Origin of the sequence: Allorhizobium sp. NPDC080224 (genome assembly GCF_050281005.1) — a bacterium.
Lineage (GTDB): Bacteria > Pseudomonadota > Alphaproteobacteria > Rhizobiales > Rhizobiaceae > Allorhizobium.
The window spans coordinates 134,637-152,410 of sequence record NZ_JBNNWJ010000002.1; the positions used below are offsets into that span (position 1 = coordinate 134,637).

17 protein-coding genes are annotated in these 17,774 nt (G+C 60.7%); 5 read left to right on the top strand and 12 right to left on the bottom strand.

The features are described 5' to 3' along the window. Positions 1-3: 3 nt before the first annotated feature. Positions 4-1,413, bottom strand: a complete 1,410-nt coding sequence (gene leuC / locus ACQKP1_RS18965; protein ID WP_427276570.1) for a 3-isopropylmalate dehydratase large subunit — start codon at positions 1,411-1,413, stop codon at positions 4-6. A 329-nt stretch (positions 1,414-1,742) separates the two neighbouring features. On the opposite strand from leuC, the gene ppk2 reads away from it, so the two are divergent. Next, positions 1,743-2,636 (top strand): polyphosphate kinase 2, encoded by an 894-nt coding sequence (gene ppk2 / locus ACQKP1_RS18970; protein ID WP_427276571.1) that lies wholly within the window; start codon positions 1,743-1,745, stop codon positions 2,634-2,636. Between the two features lie 4 nt (positions 2,637-2,640). Here ppk2 and ACQKP1_RS18975 read toward each other — a convergent pair whose 3' ends face one another. Genes ACQKP1_RS18975 through ACQKP1_RS18985 form a run of 3 tightly spaced genes read right to left on the bottom strand, consistent with a single transcriptional unit; the run spans position 2,641 to position 5,298 of the window. Continuing rightward, the gene (locus ACQKP1_RS18975; RefSeq protein ID WP_427276572.1) at positions 2,641-3,648 is read right to left on the bottom strand and encodes a glycosyl transferase family 90; all 1,008 of its coding nucleotides are present in this window, start codon (positions 3,646-3,648) and stop codon (positions 2,641-2,643) included. Beyond that, complete coding sequence (locus tag ACQKP1_RS18980) at positions 3,645-4,463, bottom strand: amino acid ABC transporter permease (protein ID WP_427276573.1); 819 nt, start codon at positions 4,461-4,463, stop codon at positions 3,645-3,647. Before ACQKP1_RS18980 ends, ACQKP1_RS18975 begins: the two co-directional genes overlap by 4 nt. A 37-nt stretch (positions 4,464-4,500) precedes the next feature. Then, the gene (locus tag ACQKP1_RS18985; RefSeq protein ID WP_427276574.1) at positions 4,501-5,298 is read right to left on the bottom strand and encodes a transporter substrate-binding domain-containing protein; all 798 of its coding nucleotides are present in this window, start codon (positions 5,296-5,298) and stop codon (positions 4,501-4,503) included. 220 nt (positions 5,299-5,518) lie between these two features. Here ACQKP1_RS18985 and ACQKP1_RS18990 point away from each other — a divergent pair, with 220 nt between their 5' ends. Then, complete coding sequence (locus ACQKP1_RS18990) at positions 5,519-6,025, top strand: nuclear transport factor 2 family protein (RefSeq protein ID WP_427276575.1); 507 nt, start codon at positions 5,519-5,521, stop codon at positions 6,023-6,025. A gap of 69 nt (positions 6,026-6,094) precedes the next feature. Here ACQKP1_RS18990 and ACQKP1_RS18995 read toward each other — a convergent pair whose 3' ends face one another. Both ACQKP1_RS18995 and ACQKP1_RS19000 read right to left on the bottom strand, forming a co-directional pair. After that, the gene (locus tag ACQKP1_RS18995; protein ID WP_427276576.1) at positions 6,095-6,925 is read right to left on the bottom strand and encodes an aldo/keto reductase; all 831 of its coding nucleotides are present in this window, start codon (positions 6,923-6,925) and stop codon (positions 6,095-6,097) included. A gap of 153 nt (positions 6,926-7,078) precedes the next feature. Next, positions 7,079-7,609, bottom strand: a complete 531-nt coding sequence (locus ACQKP1_RS19000; protein ID WP_427276801.1) for a L,D-transpeptidase family protein — start codon at positions 7,607-7,609, stop codon at positions 7,079-7,081. A gap of 151 nt (positions 7,610-7,760) precedes the next feature. Here ACQKP1_RS19000 and ACQKP1_RS19005 point away from each other — a divergent pair, with 151 nt between their 5' ends. Next, the gene (locus ACQKP1_RS19005; RefSeq protein ID WP_006724290.1) at positions 7,761-8,444 is read left to right on the top strand and encodes a response regulator transcription factor; all 684 of its coding nucleotides are present in this window, start codon (positions 7,761-7,763) and stop codon (positions 8,442-8,444) included. Between the two features lie 117 nt (positions 8,445-8,561). Further along, positions 8,562-9,017, top strand: coding sequence for a cyclic nucleotide-binding domain-containing protein (locus tag ACQKP1_RS19010; RefSeq protein WP_054149799.1), 456 nt, complete (start codon positions 8,562-8,564; stop codon positions 9,015-9,017). Between the two features lie 22 nt (positions 9,018-9,039). Here the strand turns inward: ACQKP1_RS19010 and ACQKP1_RS19015 are convergent, their stop codons facing one another. From ACQKP1_RS19015 to tesB, 6 genes are all read right to left on the bottom strand, one after another. Beyond that, complete coding sequence (locus ACQKP1_RS19015; RefSeq protein WP_427276577.1) at positions 9,040-9,846, bottom strand: exodeoxyribonuclease III; 807 nt, start codon at positions 9,844-9,846, stop codon at positions 9,040-9,042. Between the two features lie 116 nt (positions 9,847-9,962). Then, positions 9,963-10,634 (bottom strand): outer membrane lipoprotein carrier protein LolA, encoded by a 672-nt coding sequence (locus tag ACQKP1_RS19020; protein WP_420804537.1) that lies wholly within the window; start codon positions 10,632-10,634, stop codon positions 9,963-9,965. A 110-nt stretch (positions 10,635-10,744) separates the two neighbouring features. Beyond that, positions 10,745-13,396: a DNA translocase FtsK 4TM domain-containing protein gene (locus tag ACQKP1_RS19025; protein ID WP_427276578.1), complete on the bottom strand. Its 2,652-nt coding sequence runs from the start codon at positions 13,394-13,396 to the stop codon at positions 10,745-10,747. 222 nt (positions 13,397-13,618) lie between these two features. After that, entirely contained in the window at positions 13,619-14,992 is a 1,374-nt protein-coding gene (locus ACQKP1_RS19030) for an ammonium transporter (protein WP_427276579.1), read from the bottom strand. A gap of 27 nt (positions 14,993-15,019) precedes the next feature. Beyond that, positions 15,020-15,370, bottom strand: a complete 351-nt coding sequence (locus tag ACQKP1_RS19035) for a P-II family nitrogen regulator (protein WP_194842755.1) — start codon at positions 15,368-15,370, stop codon at positions 15,020-15,022. A 215-nt stretch (positions 15,371-15,585) separates the two neighbouring features. Continuing rightward, positions 15,586-16,470, bottom strand: coding sequence for an acyl-CoA thioesterase II (gene tesB, locus ACQKP1_RS19040; protein ID WP_427276580.1), 885 nt, complete (start codon positions 16,468-16,470; stop codon positions 15,586-15,588). On the opposite strand from tesB, the gene ACQKP1_RS19045 reads away from it, so the two are divergent. Beyond that, on the top strand, positions 16,458-17,768 hold the full coding sequence (locus tag ACQKP1_RS19045; protein ID WP_427276581.1) for a ubiquinone biosynthesis hydroxylase: 1,311 nt from the start codon (positions 16,458-16,460) through the stop codon (positions 17,766-17,768). The two genes, tesB and ACQKP1_RS19045, sit on opposite strands and share 13 nt — an antisense overlap. Positions 17,769-17,774 lie beyond the last annotated feature (6 nt).

Consider the following 17,774-nt stretch of genomic DNA (forward strand, 5'->3'; position numbering starts at 1 on the left):
CGCTTATTTGAAGCTGCGGATGTCGACGAAGTGACCCGCTACAGCGGCTGCAGCGGCCATGGCCGGCGACACGAGGTGCGTGCGACCCTTGAAGCCCTGGCGGCCTTCGAAATTGCGGTTCGATGTCGAGGCGCAGCGCTCGCCCGGCTTCAGGCGGTCGTCGTTCATGGCGAGGCACATCGAGCAGCCCGGCTCGCGCCAGTCGAAGCCGGCCGCCTTGAAGATCTTGTCGAGACCTTCCGCTTCCGCCTGTTCCTTCACGAGGCCAGAGCCCGGAACAATCATGGCAGAGACGGTCGACGCAACCGTCTTGCCTTCCACGACCTTGGCGACCTCGCGCAGGTCTTCGATACGGCCATTGGTGCAGGAGCCGATGAAGACGCGGTCGATCGCGATGTCGGTGATCTTCGTTCCCGGCTTCAGACCCATATAGTCGAGCGCGCGCCACTTCGAAGCGCGCTTCGTCTCATCCTGGATGTCGTCGGGATTAGGCACGATGCCCTGGACCGAGACGACGTCTTCCGGCGAAGAGCCCCAGGAAACGATCGGCGGCAGGTTGGCAGCGTCGAGAACGACGACGCGATCGAAATGCGCACCTTCGTCGGACTTCAGCGTCTTCCAGTAGGAGATCGCCTGCTCCAGCGCCTCACCCTTCGGCGCGCGCGGCTTGTCCTTGATGTATTCGAAGGTCTTTTCGTCAGGCGCGATCAGACCGGCGCGGGCGCCGCCTTCGATCGTCATGTTGCAGACGGTCATGCGGCCTTCCATCGACAGCGCCTCGATGGCTTCGCCAGCGAATTCGATGACGTGGCCGGTGCCGCCGGCCGTGCCGATCTCGCCGATGATGGCGAGGATGATGTCCTTTGCCGTCACGCCTTCCGGGAGTTTCCCGTCGACGCGCACCAGCATGTTCTTCGCCTTCTTCTGGATCAGCGTCTGAGTCGCGAGCACGTGCTCGACCTCTGATGTGCCGATGCCATGGGCCAGCGCTCCGAAGGCGCCATGCGTCGAGGTGTGGCTATCGCCGCAGACGATGGTCATGCCGGGCAGGGTGAAGCCCTGTTCCGGGCCGACGATGTGCACGATGCCCTGACGCTTGTCGGAGGCCGAGTAGTATTCGACGCCGAATTCGGCTGCGTTCGTAGCGAGCGCCTCGACCTGAATGCGGCTTTCCTCGTTCTTGATGCCGAGGTGGCGGTCCGGCGAGGTCGGGACGTTATGGTCCACGACCGCCAGCGTCTTCTGCGGCGCGCGGACCTTGCGGCCGGCCATGCGCAGACCTTCGAAGGCCTGCGGGCTCGTCACTTCATGCACGAGGTGACGGTCGATGTAGAGAAGACAGGTGCCGTCGTCCTGACGATCGACGACGTGGTCGTCCCAGATCTTGTCGTAAAGGGTGCGAGGTGCGCTCATGGGTGAGTTCCATCCAGACTGAGTATAAGGGATTTCTTGAAGTGTGAGGTCTTATCGCGCCGGTCTTCCGGTCGCAGGAGCTCAGCCGCGAAGGCTCGCAAGGGCCCCTTGAACGCGCGCGAAGAAGCGTGCCGGCAGACGTTTGTGGTCCTGCAGCACGATGAACTGGTTCGCGAGGCATCCGAATTTCGATCCCATGGGCGGCGTCATACCAGTTTTCGCTGATGTCGGCAATTGGTTCGAGTACCCCATGACATGCGGCTGTCATGAAGCTTTCGCGTAAGCATGATTGATCTTCGTCAGTATCGCACCCTCTCGGAACCGGCGCAATGAACGAAGAGATCCACCGCATCAAAACCGAACTCCTCGACAGCTTCGACGAGGAGCTTGAGCAGCAATTGGAAGAGGATAGGCTCGACCAGCTGGTCGCAGACGGCATGTCGGAGCCGACGATCGACCGGAGGATCTACTTTCGCGAGCTCTTCCGGCTGCAGCACGAACTGGTCCGCCTGCAGGACTGGGTGCACTATAAGAAGCTGAAAATGGTCGTGCTCTTCGAGGGGCGCGATTCGGCCGGCAAGGGTGGTGCAATCAAACGCGTGACCCAGCGGCTCAACCCGCGCGTCTGCCGGGTCGTTGCGCTCCCCGCGCCGACGGAGCGCGAGCGCAGCCAGTGGTATTTCCAGCGCTATGTCCAGCATCTGCCAACGGCCGGCGAAATGGTTCTGTTCGACCGCTCCTGGTACAATCGCTCCGGCGTCGAGCGGGTGATGGGCTTCTGCACGCCGGACGAGCTCGAAGAGTTCTTCCGCTCCGTCCCGGAATTTGAACGCATGCTGGTGCGTTCGGGGATCATTCTCGTCAAATATTGGTTCTCGATCACCGATGAAGAGCAGGAATTCCGCTTCCGGATGCGGATCAACGATCCGTTGAAACAGTGGAAGCTCTCGCCGATGGACCTCGAAAGCCGTGTGCACTGGGAAAGCTATACCCGCGCGAAGGAAGAGATGCTGGAGCGCACGCATATCCCGGAGGCGCCCTGGTGGGTCGTTCAGGCCGTCGACAAGAAGAAGGCGCGTCTCAACATGATCGCGCATCTCTTGACGCAGGTGCCTTATGAGCATGTGCCAAAGGAAGCGATCGAGCTTCCCGCACGCGTGCGCAATGCAGACTACATCCGCCATCCTGTGCCGGCGGACATGTATGTTCCGGAAACCTACTGACGGGTCATGCAGGCTGTAATTCGCGCGTCTGCTGAAAGAACAGCGGGCTGAAGGCTGACGGGGGAAGCTGCCCCGTCGCTTCGAAATACTTCTGAAGCACCAGCAGGGAGATCTTGCGCTCGGTCTTGCGATCGCAGAACGAGGCGACATAGGCATTGGCATTGGCCACGATGTCCTGCGCCCATTGCGGATTGCGTTCCAGCTCGGCGATCTTGTCCTCGAGGTCGCTGAAATCAGGGCGTACTTCGACGAAGTGATGGTCGGGGATCAGGCCGCCTTCCATGAACCATGTCTCGTAGCGCCCCTTCGGCATCACGCAGACGCTGCGCGAAGCCATGATCCATTTCAGGTTGGTGGCGACGTCGAAGCCCTCGATGGACAGGATATAGCGATAGCCCATCTGGTCCTGCGGGCTGAGGAAGCCTTTGGCCTGGACACCGTCTTTTGTTTCTCCGATATGGCCGACATCGGCAAACGCGCTCTCATGATGCCGGCGTAGCAATTCCATGCGGAGTGGATTGTTGAGCGCTCCGCGCCACACGGCCATCGGCTTCTTCTTCTCCCAGGGCGTGTCGTCGGCGCATAGCCGGAAATGCCGGAGCTTGTCGAGGTTCAGAAGCACGGAGTTTCCGTTCTCCCCTCCGGTCGGGCGGCTCTTGACGATGCTTGGCGTGTTTGGAACCCATGTCACGTCGCCGAAGAGATAATCGACCTTCAACCGACAGGGAAAATAGCGCAGATACTCATCGAGATCGAAATAATAGCGGCTCTGGGCCCGGTCCACCGCGTTCAATCTCGTGCCGGGCTCGACAGAGCATGGGGGCAATCTGTTGTAGTAGTTCGCCCTTCGCATCAGCTCTTCGAGCTCGGGTGATGCCTCGAGCTCGCCGAGGATCTGTCTGCACCGCTGCAGATACCATTCGCGCGGCACCGCATGTCGTGTGATGCCGGCTGCATAGTAGCGCACGCGATTTATGGTCTTTGCCGTTTTATCGAGCGCAGGGAGCTTCATCGATGCCGCGCCCTCATGCGCTGTTCAAAGCCTCGCAGGAGGATCGAAAGGCCGATCGTCAGCACGAGATAGACATAGGCCACGATCGAATAGGTCTCGAAGAAGCGAAACGAGCCGGAGGCGTAAACCTTGCCCATCTGGGTGATGTCGGCAACCCCGAGGACCGAGACGAGGGACGAGTCCTTCACCATGGCGACGAAGTCATTCGACAGTGGGGGGAAGATGACGCGGATCGCCTGGGGGAACACCACCAGACGAAAGCGCTGGCCGCGGCTCAAGCCCAGCGCCTTGGCCGCCTCGATCTGCCCCTTGTCGATCGACTGGATCCCGGCGCGAAAGATTTCGGCGATGAAGGCAGAATAGCCGATCATCAGCGCAATGATCGCACGCCACATCAGGGAGATGTCACGCACCACCATAGGCTCCGCGAGGCCTGCCGATATGAGTGGAGACGTGATGAAATTATAGAGCGCGACAAGGCCGGGCGCGCCGACAAAGGCGATGTAGAAGAGCAGGACGATGATCGGAATGCCGCGGACGACCTCGACGTAGAACCGGGCGATTTGGCGCAGGACCACGCTGTCCGACATTCCAAGAAGTGCAATCAGCAGGCCGAGAGCCGTCGCCAGGGCAAAGCCGACCAGCGTGACGAAGATCGTCACCCAGAGACCCTTGGCCACCGTGTTGAAGACCTGCGCATAGAGGTCGCTGACGAAGATGACGCCGGCAAGTGCTGCCGCCAGCACAAGGAAGGCGATCAGCCACCAGGGCCGATCGCCTTTTTGATCACCCTGCGGAAGGGTCTGAAATGCCATCAGTTACCCGCTTTCAGGTCGCAGGGTCGGACGCGGTTCATTCGCCCATCTTGTAGTCTAGAAACCACTTCTTGTTCAGCGTCTCGATGGTGCCGTCGGCCTTCATCGCGGCGATCGCGGCATTGACGGGCGCGACGAGTTCCGAGCCCTTCGGGAAGATGAAGCCGAAGTCTTCCGAACCGAGCGGGCCACCGACGAGCTTCAGGCCGCCATTCGAGGCATCGACATAGCCCTTGCCCGCCGTGCCGTCCGTCAGCACGACATCGACGTCGCCGGTCTTGAGTGCCTGGACAGTCGCGCCGAAGGTCTCGAACAGCTTGATGCGCGGGTTCTGCTCATTGCCGTCGAGGATCTCATAGACGGCCGTATAGAAGGGGGTCGTGCCCGGCTGTGCGCCGACAAGGCCGTCTTCGAACTCGGCGAAGCTCTTGCCGTCGCTGAACCGGCTCTCGTCGCCGCGAACCAGCATGAACTGCTCGGAGCGCATATAGGGCTCGGAGAAATCCACCTTTTCCTTGCGGTCTTCCTTGATGGTGATGCCGGTCATGCCGATCTGGAACTGGTTATCCGACACGGCCTGGATCATCGCATCCCAGGAGGTGTTCTGATACTCGACCGTGAAATTGAGCCGCTTGGCGATCTCGTTCATCGCGTCATATTCCCAGCCGATCTGTAGGCCGGACTTCGGGTCGACGAACTGCAGCGGCGGATAGGCATTCTCCGTCACAACGACGACCGTCTTGCCGCCCAAATCCGGCAGGTCGGTGGCGTTGGCAGCGAGAGGCAGCAGGGCAAGAGCGGAGAGACCGGCAAGGACAGCGCGGCGAAACAACATGGAAATCTCCCGAATTGTGGCAGCGCACAGTGTCACATCTTGTTCAGGGATGGCAAGAACTGCCCATGCCAGAGACCATCTCCGGCTCCCAGTTCTTGTGGAGCAGACATAGTGCCGGTTCTGTTTTGCAGACTTCGGCTGAAAAAACTGCCTTCTACCTGCTTCGGCCAGCAAGCGGTATCACCGGATGATATCCCCTTCTGTCTCCGAGGATGAAACCATGATCAAGCAATCGGCCATTCTTGCCGTTACCCTCAGCCTGTTTTCACTGTCGGCCCATCCCGCCCCGGTTTTCGCTCAGGAAGCGGTGGTTGCCGCGGCCGACAAGGAGGCCCTGTTCACGAGTCCCGATCCGAAGCTGCATGCCAACAAGCAGGTCGTCTATCACATCATGCGCGACCTTTTAGAGGCCGGGCACTGGGATCAGGCCGACCGCTTCTTGACCGAGCGCTACATCCAGCACAATCCGAACGTCGCCTCCGGCCGCGATGCCGTCGTTGCATTTTTCACCGAGGTCTTGAAAGTCGAGAAGAAGCCGCTCCCCGAAAAGCTTTCGACCCCGGTGGCCTTCGTCACAGCCGAGGGCGATCTGGTGACCGTCGGCATCGTCCGCGAGGAGAAGGATCCTCAGGATCCGTCCAAGACCTATACCACCACCTGGTATGACACCTGGCGGATCGTCGACGGCAAGGCCGACGAGCACTGGGATTCTGGCGTCAAACAGTGAACGGCAAACGGGCCGCCCCCTTTTCGGGTGGCGGCCCGTTTCATGTCGATCAGCCGTGTCTCACGTGAATCAGAAGGTTGCCGTCTTGGGATCCGGTCCGATACGGGCGCCCGCATCGTCGAGACCGTTCAAGGTATCCAGATCTTCCGCCGACAATTTGAAGTCGAAGACCTTGAAGTTTTCGTTGATCCGCGACGGTGTGACCGATTTCGGAATGACCACAAGACCGTTGTCGATGTGCCAGCGAATGATGACCTGAGCCGGCGTACGACCAAGCTTGGTGGCGATGTCAGCGATTGCAGGGTGACCGAGAAGCTTGCCCTGGCCCAAGGGGCTCCAGGATTGCGTTGCGATACCATGCTTTTCATGGAAGGCGCGTGCCTCGCGCTGCTGGAAATCCGGATGAAGTTCAATCTGGTTGATGACCGGCACAACGCCGGTCTGGGCGACGATCTTCTCGATATGCTCCGGGTAGAAATTGGACACACCGATGGATTTCGCCCGCCCTTCTTCCTTCAGCTTCACAAATGCCTTCCAGGTGTCGACGAACAGGCCCCGATGGGCCGAGGGCCAATGGATGAGATAGAGATCGACATAATCCGTTCCCAACCGCTTCAGGCTGGCATCGAAGGCTTTCAGCGTCTGGTCATAGCCTTGCTCGGTGTTCCAGAGCTTGGTCGTGAGGTAGATTTCCGACCGGTCGATCCCCGACTGGCGGATGCCTTCGCCGACGCCCTCTTCATTTTCATAGACGGCGGCCGTATCGACATGGCGATAGCCGGCCGACAGCGCGGCCTTTACGGCGGGAGCCGCTTCGTCGTTCGGTGTCTGCCAGACACCCAGCCCCACCTGGGGGATGCGGGCGCCGTCGCTCAGGGCAATATGCGTTTGGTCTGTCATCAGTCGAAATCTCCAGATCTGTCATTCGTTGCGCTCAGCGCGAAATCGGTGGCGGTCACGAAGGGGCGCAAAAACGCCGTCCGCCACCTCGCTATCTAGGATGCTCCGCCATCGGTAACAGGGCCGGGTCGCCCAAAAGCCCTGAATAGCCGTTCAGAGAACCTGAAGCGTGGTGTGGGGACCGAGATGCGGGAGCAGGCGCCGCATGTCCCGAGGACTGATGGCGACGCAGCCCTCTGTCGGTGTGTAACCGGGTCTTGCGATGTGAAGGAAGATTGCAGAGCCACATCTGCGCTTGCGGCTTCGCAGATTCCAGTCGAGCACGATGCAGACATCATACAGTTCGTCGTTCCGCTGCAAGGTCTCATGGCTGGGGCTGAAGGGTGCGCGGACGGGGCGATTGTAGTTCGGATCGCCGACCGCGTCGCACCAGAGCATGTCGGATGATGATCTCCGCATGCTCAACAGGGTTGAAGGCCAGGGCCCACGGTCACCCCGGCGATAGGCAGAGAGCAGAGGCATGACCGCAATCGGTGTCGCACCATCGCCCTCACGTTTGCGACTGGTACGCCCGCCGCGTCCGAGGGCCGCTCGGAAGGTCAGCGATCCCGCCTGAAGAATAGCCTGCCTTTGATTTCCAGGAGCGGGGCGGATTAACAGTCGTTTGACTGCCGAACCGGCGATTTTCGCTGCCTTCCGCCTCTTGGTCACGACTTTTTGCCTTGTTCGTGAATATTGTTGTATTCATAGCCCTTAAACGGCTGCGAGTAAGGCTTACATCCAGTGTACTTGGGCAGCAAGACCCGAACACGGGACCAATTCGGAAGGATGACGGATGACGACGCGGACCATTCTGCTTGTAGATGATGACGACGATCTGAGGCAGATCCTGGTCGAGCAGCTCTCTCTCTATGAAGAGTTTTCGCTCATGCAGGAAAGCAATGCGACCCGCGCCATGCAGACGGCAAAAGCCTCCCAGATCGATCTGATGATCATGGATGTCGGGCTGCCGGACATGGATGGCCGCGAAGCGGTCAAGCTCCTGCGCAAGGGCGGCTTCAAGTCGCCGGTGATCATGCTGACAGGTCACGACACGGATTCCGACACGATCCTCGGCCTTGAGGCGGGCGCCAATGATTATGTCACCAAGCCCTTCCGCTTCGCCGTTCTGCTCGCCCGTATCCGCGCACAATTGCGGCAGTTCGAGCAGAGCGAAGACGCGACGTTCGGGGTTGGCCCCTATCTCTTCAAGCCGAGCCAGAAACTGCTGACGACCGAAGACGGCAAGAAGATCCGGCTGACGGAAAAGGAATCCGCAATCATCCGCTATCTCTATCGCGCCGGCCAGAAAGTGGTGACGCGCGATGTGCTGCTGGAAGAGGTCTGGGGTTACAATTCCGGCGTGACAACCCATACGCTGGAAACCCATGTCTACCGGCTTCGCCAGAAGATCGAGCGCGATCCCTCGAATGCGGAAATCCTGGTCACGGAAAACGGCGGCTACAAGATCGTTCCCTGAGCGACTTAACCGAATGCGGCGGGGATGAAGGCGACCTCAGTGTCGTTTTCATCCCCGTTTTGCGTTATGGACTGACTGCGGGCGTATCGAGCACGCCCGATCGGACCAGGAAACGTCATGTCACTCAGCGACGATATCGAGCTTCTGTCGGCTCTGCCCCTCTTTTCCGGTCTGGACAAGGATCAGTTGCGGCTGATCGCCTTCGGTGCCGAGCACCGGCAGGTCGCGGCGGGTCAGGCTCTTTTCCGGGAAAAGGCGCCGGCAGAATGCGCCTATGTCGTCGTTCGCGGCGAGATCGAGCTCTATGTCATCGGCCGGGATGGAAAGCCGCATCTGGAAGCCCGGGTCGGTCCCGGAATCATGCTGTCCGAGCTTGCCCTGATTACCATGGTGGAGCGGAAATATACCGCCGTTGCGGTCGAGGATGTCGACGTCATCCGGATCACCCGCACGCTCTTCCACCGACTGCTCGAGGAGTATCCGCAGATGGCGCGACAGGTCGAGGGACGGATCAAGCAGTCGCTTGCGGCCCTGATCGACGGGGCGGAAGCCCTGGCGCCGAAATTCTCCTAGATAGCCGACGTTACATCGTCTGCTATGGATTCTGGAAGCGGGCCGTCACCGGAACATGGTCGGATGGCTGGTTCCAGCCCCGCGCTTCCTTGAGGATGTCGATGCGCGACAGGAGGGGTGCGAGATCCGATGACGACCAGATGTGATCGAGACGACGGCCTCGATCCGCTGCAGCCCAATCCTTCGCCCTGTAGCTCCACCAGGTGTAGAGCTTTTCCGAAGCCGGTACGTGCTGGCGCATCAGGTCGACCCACTTGCCCTGACGCATGATGTCGAGCAGCCCGTCGGTTTCGACCGGCGTGTGGCTGACGATCTTGAGCATCTGCTTGTGGGACCAGACATCGTGCTCGAGTGGCGCAATGTTGAGGTCGCCGACCAGAATGGAGCCCGTGTTCGGTTCTGCCTCGGCGGATAGGGCCTTCATCTCCTCGATGAAGTCGAGCTTGTGCCCGAATTTCGGGTTGATCTCGCGGTTCGGCTCGTCGCCGCCGGCCGGCACATAGAAGTTGTGCAGGCGGATCCGCCGTCCGGCCCATTCGAAGACTGCCGAGATGTGACGGCTGTCGCCGACGCCGCAGTAATCCTGCCGGTGATCTTCGGCCAATGGCAGTTTCGAGCAGATTGCTACCCCGTGATAGCCCTTCTGCCCATGGATCACGATGTTGGAATAGCCGAGTTCTGCGATCTCCGCTGCCGGAAACTGGTCGTTCTGGCACTTGATTTCCTGCAGGCACAGGATGTCCGGATTTTCACGCTTGAGGAAGTCCTGGACGATCGGCAGGCGCAGACGCACCGAGTTGATGTTCCAGGTCGTGATTGCGAGTGTCATCGTGGCCGCCTTGAATGTTCCTTTGGCTGTTTAGGAGATTCAGCTGCCCATGAACAGGAAAAGGCGGCCGTTCCCTTGCGGTCGGCCGCCTTCTCCACAGGTCGAAACGGATTGTCTCAGCCGCCGCGTCTCTGGCCATGCACTTCGGCATAGGGAATTTCGAAGACGCTCGGGTCGAACTTCACGCCGTTCTGAACATTGAAGATCATCACCGACGTATCCTTCTTCTGCACGTCGGTGATCGTCCACTGGCGCAGTTCGTAGGATTTCGGATCGAACATCAGGGTGATCGTCGAGTCGCCGAAGATCGTCCGGTCGCCGAGCACGATGGTGGTCAGGTCGGCTTCCTGCTTGACGTCGCGGACCATCTGGTTGCCGAGATCGATGCGGTTGGCGAGAAGCAGGCTGAGCGGCGTCTTGTTGAGCGGGTAGAGGTCCCAGGTCTTCAGCTTGGTATTGCCGATGACGACATTCTTGCCATCGGAAATCACGCGCATCGGCGACGGGCGTTCATAGTTGAAGCGCAGCTTGCCGGGACGTTCGATGAAGAACTTGCCCCCTGTCTGCTCGCCACGCGGACCGAACTGGACGAATTCGCCCATCATGGTGCTCACGCTCGAGAAGTGGTCGGCGATCTGCTGGGCCGCACCCGCTTGTGCAAAGACTGGAAACGGCAGAGCGGCACAAGCCATCATCGCAGCCGTTCCCAGCACGAACTGGCGACGGCTGGCCATCATCGGGAGGCGGGCGTCGCGTTCCTTGGTTTCTTTCATGCGATACTCCTTCATATGCTTCGGTCTCGCCGAAAAAGGCGGCGGCTTCATGGCCGTCATCGCCCTAGCCGCTGCGGCAACTCGTCCAGCTGCCCGCTTGTTCCATACCGGAACCGATTCGGTGCCTACTCTTCGGTCGGCACCAGTATTTCGCGTTTCCCGGCATGGTTCGCAGGGCCGATGATGCCCTCTTTCTCCATGCGCTCGATCAGGGAGGCTGCACGGTTATAGCCGATGCCGAGGCGACGCTGGACATAGGAGGTCGACGCCTTGCCGTCACGCAGCACGATGGCGACCGCCTGATCATAAGGGTCGTCCGATTCACCGAGGTTTCCGGTGCCAAGAGGACCGCCGCCATCTTCGCCGTCTTCATCGTTGTCGACGGTGATCGCTTCCAGATATTGCGGCGACCCTTGTGTCTTGAGGTAAGCGACGATTTCTTCGACCTCATGGTCGGAGACAAAGGGACCGTGGACACGTTGGATGCGCCCGCCGCCGGCCATATAGAGCATGTCGCCCATGCCGAGCAGCTGTTCGGCCCCCTGCTCGCCGAGAATGGTGCGGCTGTCGATCTTCGACGTCACCTGGAAGGAAATTCGGGTCGGGAAGTTCGCCTTGATCGTACCGGTGATGACGTCGACCGATGGGCGCTGGGTTGCCATGATCACGTGGATGCCGGCTGCACGGGCCATCTGGGCAAGCCGCTGCACGGCGCCTTCGATGTCCTTGCCGGCCACCATCATCAGGTCTGCCATTTCGTCGATGATGACGACGATATAGGGCAGGGGCTGCAGGTCGAATTCTTCCGTCTCGTAGATCGCTTCGCCCGTCTGGCGGTCAAAGCCGGTCTGCACGGTGCGGGTCAGCACCTCGCCCTTCTCAAGCGCCTGGGCAACACGGGCATTGAAGCCGTCGATATTGCGGACACCGATCTTCGACATCTTCTTGTAGCGCTCTTCCATCTCGCGGACGGTCCATTTGAGCGCCACCACGGCCTTCTTCGGATCCGTGACAACAGGCGAGAGAAGATGCGGGATGCCGTCATAGACGGAGAGTTCCAGCATCTTCGGATCGATCATGATCAGGCGGCACTGCTCCGGCGTCATCTTGTAGAGCAGCGACAGGATCATCGTGTTGATGGCGACCGACTTACCCGAGCCGGTGGTACCGGCGACGAGGAGATGCGGCATCTTGGCGAGGTCGGCGATGACGGGTTCGCCGCCGATCGTCTTGCCGAGCGCCATGGCGAGCTTTGCCTTGTTGCCATCGAAGTCGCGGCTGCCGATCAGTTCACGCAGGTAAACGGTCTCGCGCGTCTGGTTGGGCAGTTCGATACCGATCGCGTTGCGGCCAGGGACCACTGCAACACGGGCGGCAATTGCGCTCATCGAACGCGCAATATCGTCGGCAAGGCCGATGACGCGGGACGACTTGATGCCGGGTGCAGGCTCGAGCTCGTAGAGCGTGACGACAGGACCGGGCCGGACATGGATGATCTCGCCCTTGACGCCGAAGTCGTCGAGAACGCCTTCGAGCAGGCGGGCATTGTGTTCCAGCGCCTCGGCCGACAGCGTCGCGTCGCGTGTAATGGCGCGCGGCTCGGCGAGGAGATGGACGGACGGCAGCTGGAAGCCTTCGGGACGCAGAAGCGATCCTTGCGCGTCGCGCTCCATGCGTGGGCCCGGCTTGGGCCGTGCTGCGGGTGCCGCAACGCGCGGCGAGGCTCCGGCAGGCTTTGCCGGCGCCGATCGCACGCCGTCGTCGGAGAGGATGCCGGCCGGCCGCGGCAGATCGTCGAGACCGAAATCCTCTTCATCGTCATCGAAGTGTCCCGCCGACATGGGCGGCGGGGATACGATCGAGCGGCCGGTCGGGCGCAGTGGTGCGCCATCCAGGGAGGGTTCGACGCGGGCATTGAGCGGTGGTGCCTTGGCGCGCACCGGCTCGTTGAGTGTCCCGAATTCGTCATCGTTGAAATCATAGGGCTGTTCGAAATCGCGTTCGCGACGATCGCTGGTGGTCAGGCCGAACAGGCGTCGGACGCGGGCGCGCGTCGTGTACCAGTTGTGAGTTACCGCACCCATGACCAGGGCGATCGGGCCTTCGCGTTCGTCGTCTTCTTCATCGTCCTCGAAGACGGGTGCCTTTGGCTTGGCGCGCATGAGCGGCGCGACAGGCTCCTCGTCATCCGCCGGCTCGACAGCTTTGCCGACAATGCCGGCCGCAAACAGCATCAGCCAGGTCGCCGGCAGGGCCAGCACCGCACCCAGGATCATGGCGAATGTCGACGTCGGATAGGCGCCAATGAAGAGGGCTGGAAAGCGCAGGATGAGATCGCCGAGCACGCCGCCTGTTCCACTCGGCAGGGGCCAGGTCTGCGGCGGTGGAAAACAGCCGACTGCGGCAGCTGCAACCAGGGCACCTGCAACCCAGGCACCGAGACGGGCCGGGATGCGGGTCACGCGGCGTCCGCCGATGAGGGCGAAGGACCAGGCCATGACCGGCAGGAGCGCCAGCAGACTGCCCAGCCCAAAGAACTGCATCATCAGGTCGGCAAAGACGGCGCCGGGCAGTCCGAGGATATTGGTCGGCGGATTGTCCGTCGCATAGGAGAGGCTCGGATCCGAAACGTTCCAGGTGGCGAGTGCTGCGACTGCGAGCACCAGAAGGAGAAACAGCCCAAAGCCGGTCAGTGCCATGATCTGGCGCAGCAGGAAGGCGGACAACGCCGAGCGCGTCGAGTGCTCCGGAAGCGTTGCTGAATGGCTTCTGCTCATGGGGTTTCTGTCCGTCCTGTTGCCGGTGATGCCTTTGATCCCCGCCCGGGACGGAGATCACCACCCGCTAGACTACAGGATCGAGGGTTAATGCTGCATTAACCATGCGCGTTGCGACCAATGTCTCTTGGAAACAGTCGAGCCCGGGCCTCAAAGACCCGGGCTCGTCATCAGTTCGTCATCCCTGCGGACAACGAAAGGTCAGTCACCCAAGCGTCGATCTCAGCGCTTGGTGAACTCCGGATAGGCTTCTACGCCGATTTCGACGACGTCGAGGCCGGTCATCTCTTCTTCCGCGCTTACACGGATCCCCATGGTCGCCTTGAGGATGGTCCAGACGATCGCCGACGAAACGGTGACGAAGAGACCAACGATCACGATCGAGGCGAGCTGGCCGAAGAGCGTGGCGTCCGGGTTTGTGAAGACGACGGCAATCGTGCCCCAGATGCCGCAGACCAGGTGGACCGGGATCGCGCCGACGACGTCATCGATCTTGAGCTTATCAAGCAGCGGAACCGAAACCACGACCAGGATACCGCCGACGGCGCCGATCAAGACGGCGGAGACGAGGCTCGGGGTGAGCGGTTCGGCAGTGATCGAGACAAGACCGGCGAGGGCGCCGTTCAGCACCATGGTGATATCGATCTTCTTGTAGAGGATCTGGGTCAAGGCCATAGCTGCCAACGAGCCACCGACGGCTGCCATGTTGGTGTTGGCGAAAATGCGCGATACGTCGGTCACGTCACCGATGGAACCCATAGCCAACTGCGAGCCGCCGTTGAAGCCGAACCAACCGAGCCAGAGGATGAAGGTGCCGAGTGTCGCGAAGCCCATGTTCGAGCCCGGGATCGGGTTGACCTGGCCATTCGCACCGTACTTGCCGGCGCGCGCACCCAGAATGATGGCGCCAACAAGTGCCGCCCAGCCGCCAACGGAGTGAACCACGGTCGAACCAGCGAAGTCGAGGAAGCCGAAGTTGGTATCCAGGAAGCCGCCGCCCCATTTCCAGGATGCTTGGATCGGATAAATCAGACCGGTCAGGATGGCAGTGAAGACGAGGAAGGGCCAAAGCTTGATGCGTTCGGCAAGCGTGCCGGAGACGATCGAGGCGGTCGCGGCGCAGAACATCAGCTGGAAGAAGAAGTCGGAGCCGGCCGATGCATAGCCGACATCGACATCTGCGGCAGTGGCGCCAACCGGCTGCAGCGATGTGATGCTGAATGCACCGATGACATTGAGGATCGTCCAGTTATCGCCGGGATACATCAGATTGTAGCCGACCAGCAGGTAGAGAAGTGCTGCAATGCCGAAGAGTGCAACATTCTTCGTCAGCTGCATCGAGACGTTCTTGGAGCGTACGAGACCTGCTTCGAGCATGGCGAAGCCGGCGGCCATGAAGAACACCAAGAAGCCGCTGACAAGAAAGAGCAGCGAATTCATGATGTAAACGACATGAGGGGCGACATCCGGAGCCGCGGCAGCTGCCTCGGCTGCAGCGGGCGCTGCTTCCTGCGCGAAGGCGACAACCGGCGCCAGCACAGCGGCGGACGCGGCGCCAAGGCGCACAAGATTGGAATTCAGATTGGCAAATGACATCAGTAACAACTCCCCTTACAGCCGTTCTTACAGCGCTTCGGTATTGGTTTCGCCGGTGCGGATGCGCACGGCCTGATCGATCGCGTAGACAAAGATCTTCCCGTCGCCGATCTGGCCGGTCTTGGCGGACGAAGCGATGGCTTCGACGGCCTTGTCGGCAAGCTCGGACGAGACTGCGATCTCGATCTTCAGTTTCGGCAGAAAGCTGACGGCGTATTCGGTGCCGCGGTAGATTTCAGTGTGCCCCTTCTGGCGTCCATAGCCCTTGACCTCGGTCACGGTCAGGCCCTGGATCCCCACAGCCGTCAAGGCCTCGCGTACCTCGTCCAGCTTGAACGGCTTGATGATAGCCATCACAATCTTCATCTGGTTTCCCATCCTTTGCTTGTCCTCGGCTCGGAGCCGACTCTCCTTGCCGCCCGCAGCAAGATTCGCGCAGCGACTGGAGAATGACATTCAAAAGGCGTGCCAGATTCAGAATTGCCTGTAAGTTATTGAAATCTAAAGACTATGAAAAACCCCGCCAATAAACAGGCAAATGAATGCGCAATGGGCGCACATAAATTGTGCAGAATATGATGAATGGCTTAAATTTAGTCATTTGCTCGTTTGCGGATCAACCCCTCCTGAGCCACGGAGGCAACGAGCCGTCCGTCGCGGGTGAAGATGCTGCCGCGGGTCATGCCGCGCGCGCCTGCCGCACTGGGGCTGTCCTGCGTGTAGAGTAGCCAGTCATCCAGCCGGCAGGGACGATGGAACCACATGGCATGGTCGAGACTGGCCACCTGCAGTTCGGGGTCGAAGATTGAGGTGCCGTGCGCATAGAGCGAGGTGTCGAGCAGGGTCATGTCCGAGAGATAGGCAAGGATTGCCGCCTGATAATGCCTATCGTCGGGCACGAGGCCGGATGCGCGAACCCAAATATGGGCCTCCGGTTCCAGTTTTTCCCGGGACAGATAGTGGGTCAGCGATGTCGGGCGGATCTCGATCGGCCGTTCGCGGCCCCAGTATTTCTTCACCGTATCCGGTGCCTGAGCCAGGAAGGCGGCGCGAAACTCGTCTTCGCCCATCAGCTGTTCCGGTGCGGCGACGTTCGGAATCTTCACCTGGTGATCAAAGCCCGGTTCCTCGATCTGGAAGGAGGCCGACATCGAAAAGATCGCCTTGCCATGCTGGATTGCGACAACGCGCCGCGTGGTGAAGGAAGAGCCGTCTCGGATGCGCTCGACCTGGTAGACGATCGGGATGGACGGATCGCCCGGGCGCATGAAATAGGCATGGAGCGAATGGACGATGCGGTCGGGGTCGACGCAGCGCTGTGCCGCCATCAGGGCCTGCGCGATGACCAGGCCACCGAACACCCGCTGCCAGCCGTTCTGCGGACTGCTGCCGCGAAACAGGTTTTCCTCCAGCTTTTCCAGATCGAGACGCTCGATCAGGTCTTGCATCGGTTTGGTCTGGCCTGATGGCTGCGACATATTGCATTGCTCCGCTTATAGGCACCCGTTCAAGGCTGATCTATATAGGTGTCATCAGGTCTACAAGAACAAAGGAATTTGCCATGCTGGATGTGCTCGTCGTCGGCGGTGGCTATGTCGGTCTTTCCGCTGCGGTCGCAATCAAGCAGGCGGCCCCGCATCTCGCCGTCGAGGTTGTCGAAGCGGCGCCCGAGGACGCGTGGAAGAAGGACCCGAGGGCCTCGGCGATCATTGCGGCTGCGACCAAGATGCTCGATGTTTTCGGGCTCTGGGACCAGATCGAGCCGGATGCGCAGCCGATCAACCGGATGATCGTGACCGATTCGAAAACGTCCGATCCCGTGCGCCCGGTCTTCCTGACCTTCGATGGTTCTGTCGAAGACGGTCAACCCTTCGCGCACATGATTCCGAATGTCAGCATGGTTGCGGCATTGCGCCAGAGCTGCGAAGAGCGCGGCATCACCATTCGCCACGGTCTGCGGGCGACCGGCTTTCGCGACACCGGACCGAGCGCCGAACTGACGCTTTCTGATGGCAGCGTCGTTTCGTCACGCCTGGTGATTGCCTGCGACGGCGTGCGATCCAAGCTGCGCGATCTCGCCGGCATCAAGACCGTCACCTGGAAGTATGGCCAATCCGGCATCGTCACCACCGTGGAGCACGAGCGGCCGCATGACGGCGTTGCCGAAGAGCATTTCCTGCCGGCCGGTCCGTTTGCCATCCTGCCGCTCAAGGGAAACCGTTCGTCCCTGGTCTGGACGGAGAGGACTGATGATGCCGACAGGCTCGTCGCCTCTGATGACCTGTTGTTCGAGGCCGAGCTGGAGCGTCGCTTCGGCCACAAGCTCGGCACCATCCGTGCGACGCCGGATCGTCGGGCCTTCCCGCTCGGCTTGACCCTTGCCCGCGCCTTTATTGCGCCGCGTCTGGCGCTTGCCGGTGACGCGGCGCATGGCATCCATCCGATCTCCGGTCAGGGCCTCAATCTCGGCTTCAAGGACGTCGCGGCACTTGCTGAGACGATCGTCGAGGCCGACCGCCTGGGTCTCGATATCGGCTCGGTCAATGTGCTCGAGCGCTACCAGATCTGGCGGCGCTTCGACACGTTCCGCATGGGTGTCACGACGGATGTGCTGAACCGGCTGTTCTCGAACGACGTGACACCGATCCGGGTGCTGCGCGATTTCGGCCTTGGCGTCGTTGATCGGATCCCGGGCCTGAAGAACTATTTCATCCGCGAAGCTGCGGGCACATCCGGGCATGCCGGGCCGCGGCTTCTGGGTGGCCAGAGCATCTGAGACTCA

Excerpts from the sequence above, each read along its gene's own strand:
- ACQKP1_RS19030 (WP_427276579.1), bottom strand. The coding sequence starts at position 14,992 with ATGTCATTTGCCAATCTGAATTCCAATCTTGTGCGCCTTGGCGCCGCG.
- leuC (WP_427276570.1), bottom strand. The coding sequence starts at position 1,413 with ATGAGCGCACCTCGCACCCTTTACGACAAGATCTGGGACGACCACGTC.
- ACQKP1_RS19020 (WP_420804537.1), bottom strand. The coding sequence starts at position 10,634 with ATGAAGGAGTATCGCATGAAAGAAACCAAGGAACGCGACGCCCGCCTC.
- ACQKP1_RS18990 (WP_427276575.1), top strand. The coding sequence starts at position 5,519 with ATGATCAAGCAATCGGCCATTCTTGCCGTTACCCTCAGCCTGTTTTCA.
- ACQKP1_RS18995 (WP_427276576.1), bottom strand. The coding sequence starts at position 6,925 with ATGACAGACCAAACGCATATTGCCCTGAGCGACGGCGCCCGCATCCCC.
- ACQKP1_RS19025 (WP_427276578.1), bottom strand. The coding sequence starts at position 13,396 with ATGAGCAGAAGCCATTCAGCAACGCTTCCGGAGCACTCGACGCGCTCG.
- tesB (WP_427276580.1), bottom strand. The coding sequence starts at position 16,470 with ATGTCGCAGCCATCAGGCCAGACCAAACCGATGCAAGACCTGATCGAG.
- ACQKP1_RS18980 (WP_427276573.1), bottom strand. The coding sequence starts at position 4,463 with ATGGCATTTCAGACCCTTCCGCAGGGTGATCAAAAAGGCGATCGGCCC.
- ACQKP1_RS19010 (WP_054149799.1), top strand. The coding sequence starts at position 8,562 with ATGTCACTCAGCGACGATATCGAGCTTCTGTCGGCTCTGCCCCTCTTT.
- ACQKP1_RS18975 (WP_427276572.1), bottom strand. The coding sequence starts at position 3,648 with ATGAAGCTCCCTGCGCTCGATAAAACGGCAAAGACCATAAATCGCGTG.
- ppk2 (WP_427276571.1), top strand. The coding sequence starts at position 1,743 with ATGAACGAAGAGATCCACCGCATCAAAACCGAACTCCTCGACAGCTTC.
- ACQKP1_RS18985 (WP_427276574.1), bottom strand. The coding sequence starts at position 5,298 with ATGTTGTTTCGCCGCGCTGTCCTTGCCGGTCTCTCCGCTCTTGCCCTG.
- ACQKP1_RS19015 (WP_427276577.1), bottom strand. The coding sequence starts at position 9,846 with ATGACACTCGCAATCACGACCTGGAACATCAACTCGGTGCGTCTGCGC.
- ACQKP1_RS19035 (WP_194842755.1), bottom strand. The coding sequence starts at position 15,370 with ATGGGAAACCAGATGAAGATTGTGATGGCTATCATCAAGCCGTTCAAG.
- ACQKP1_RS19045 (WP_427276581.1), top strand. The coding sequence starts at position 16,458 with ATGGCTGCGACATATTGCATTGCTCCGCTTATAGGCACCCGTTCAAGG.
- ACQKP1_RS19005 (WP_006724290.1), top strand. The coding sequence starts at position 7,761 with ATGACGACGCGGACCATTCTGCTTGTAGATGATGACGACGATCTGAGG.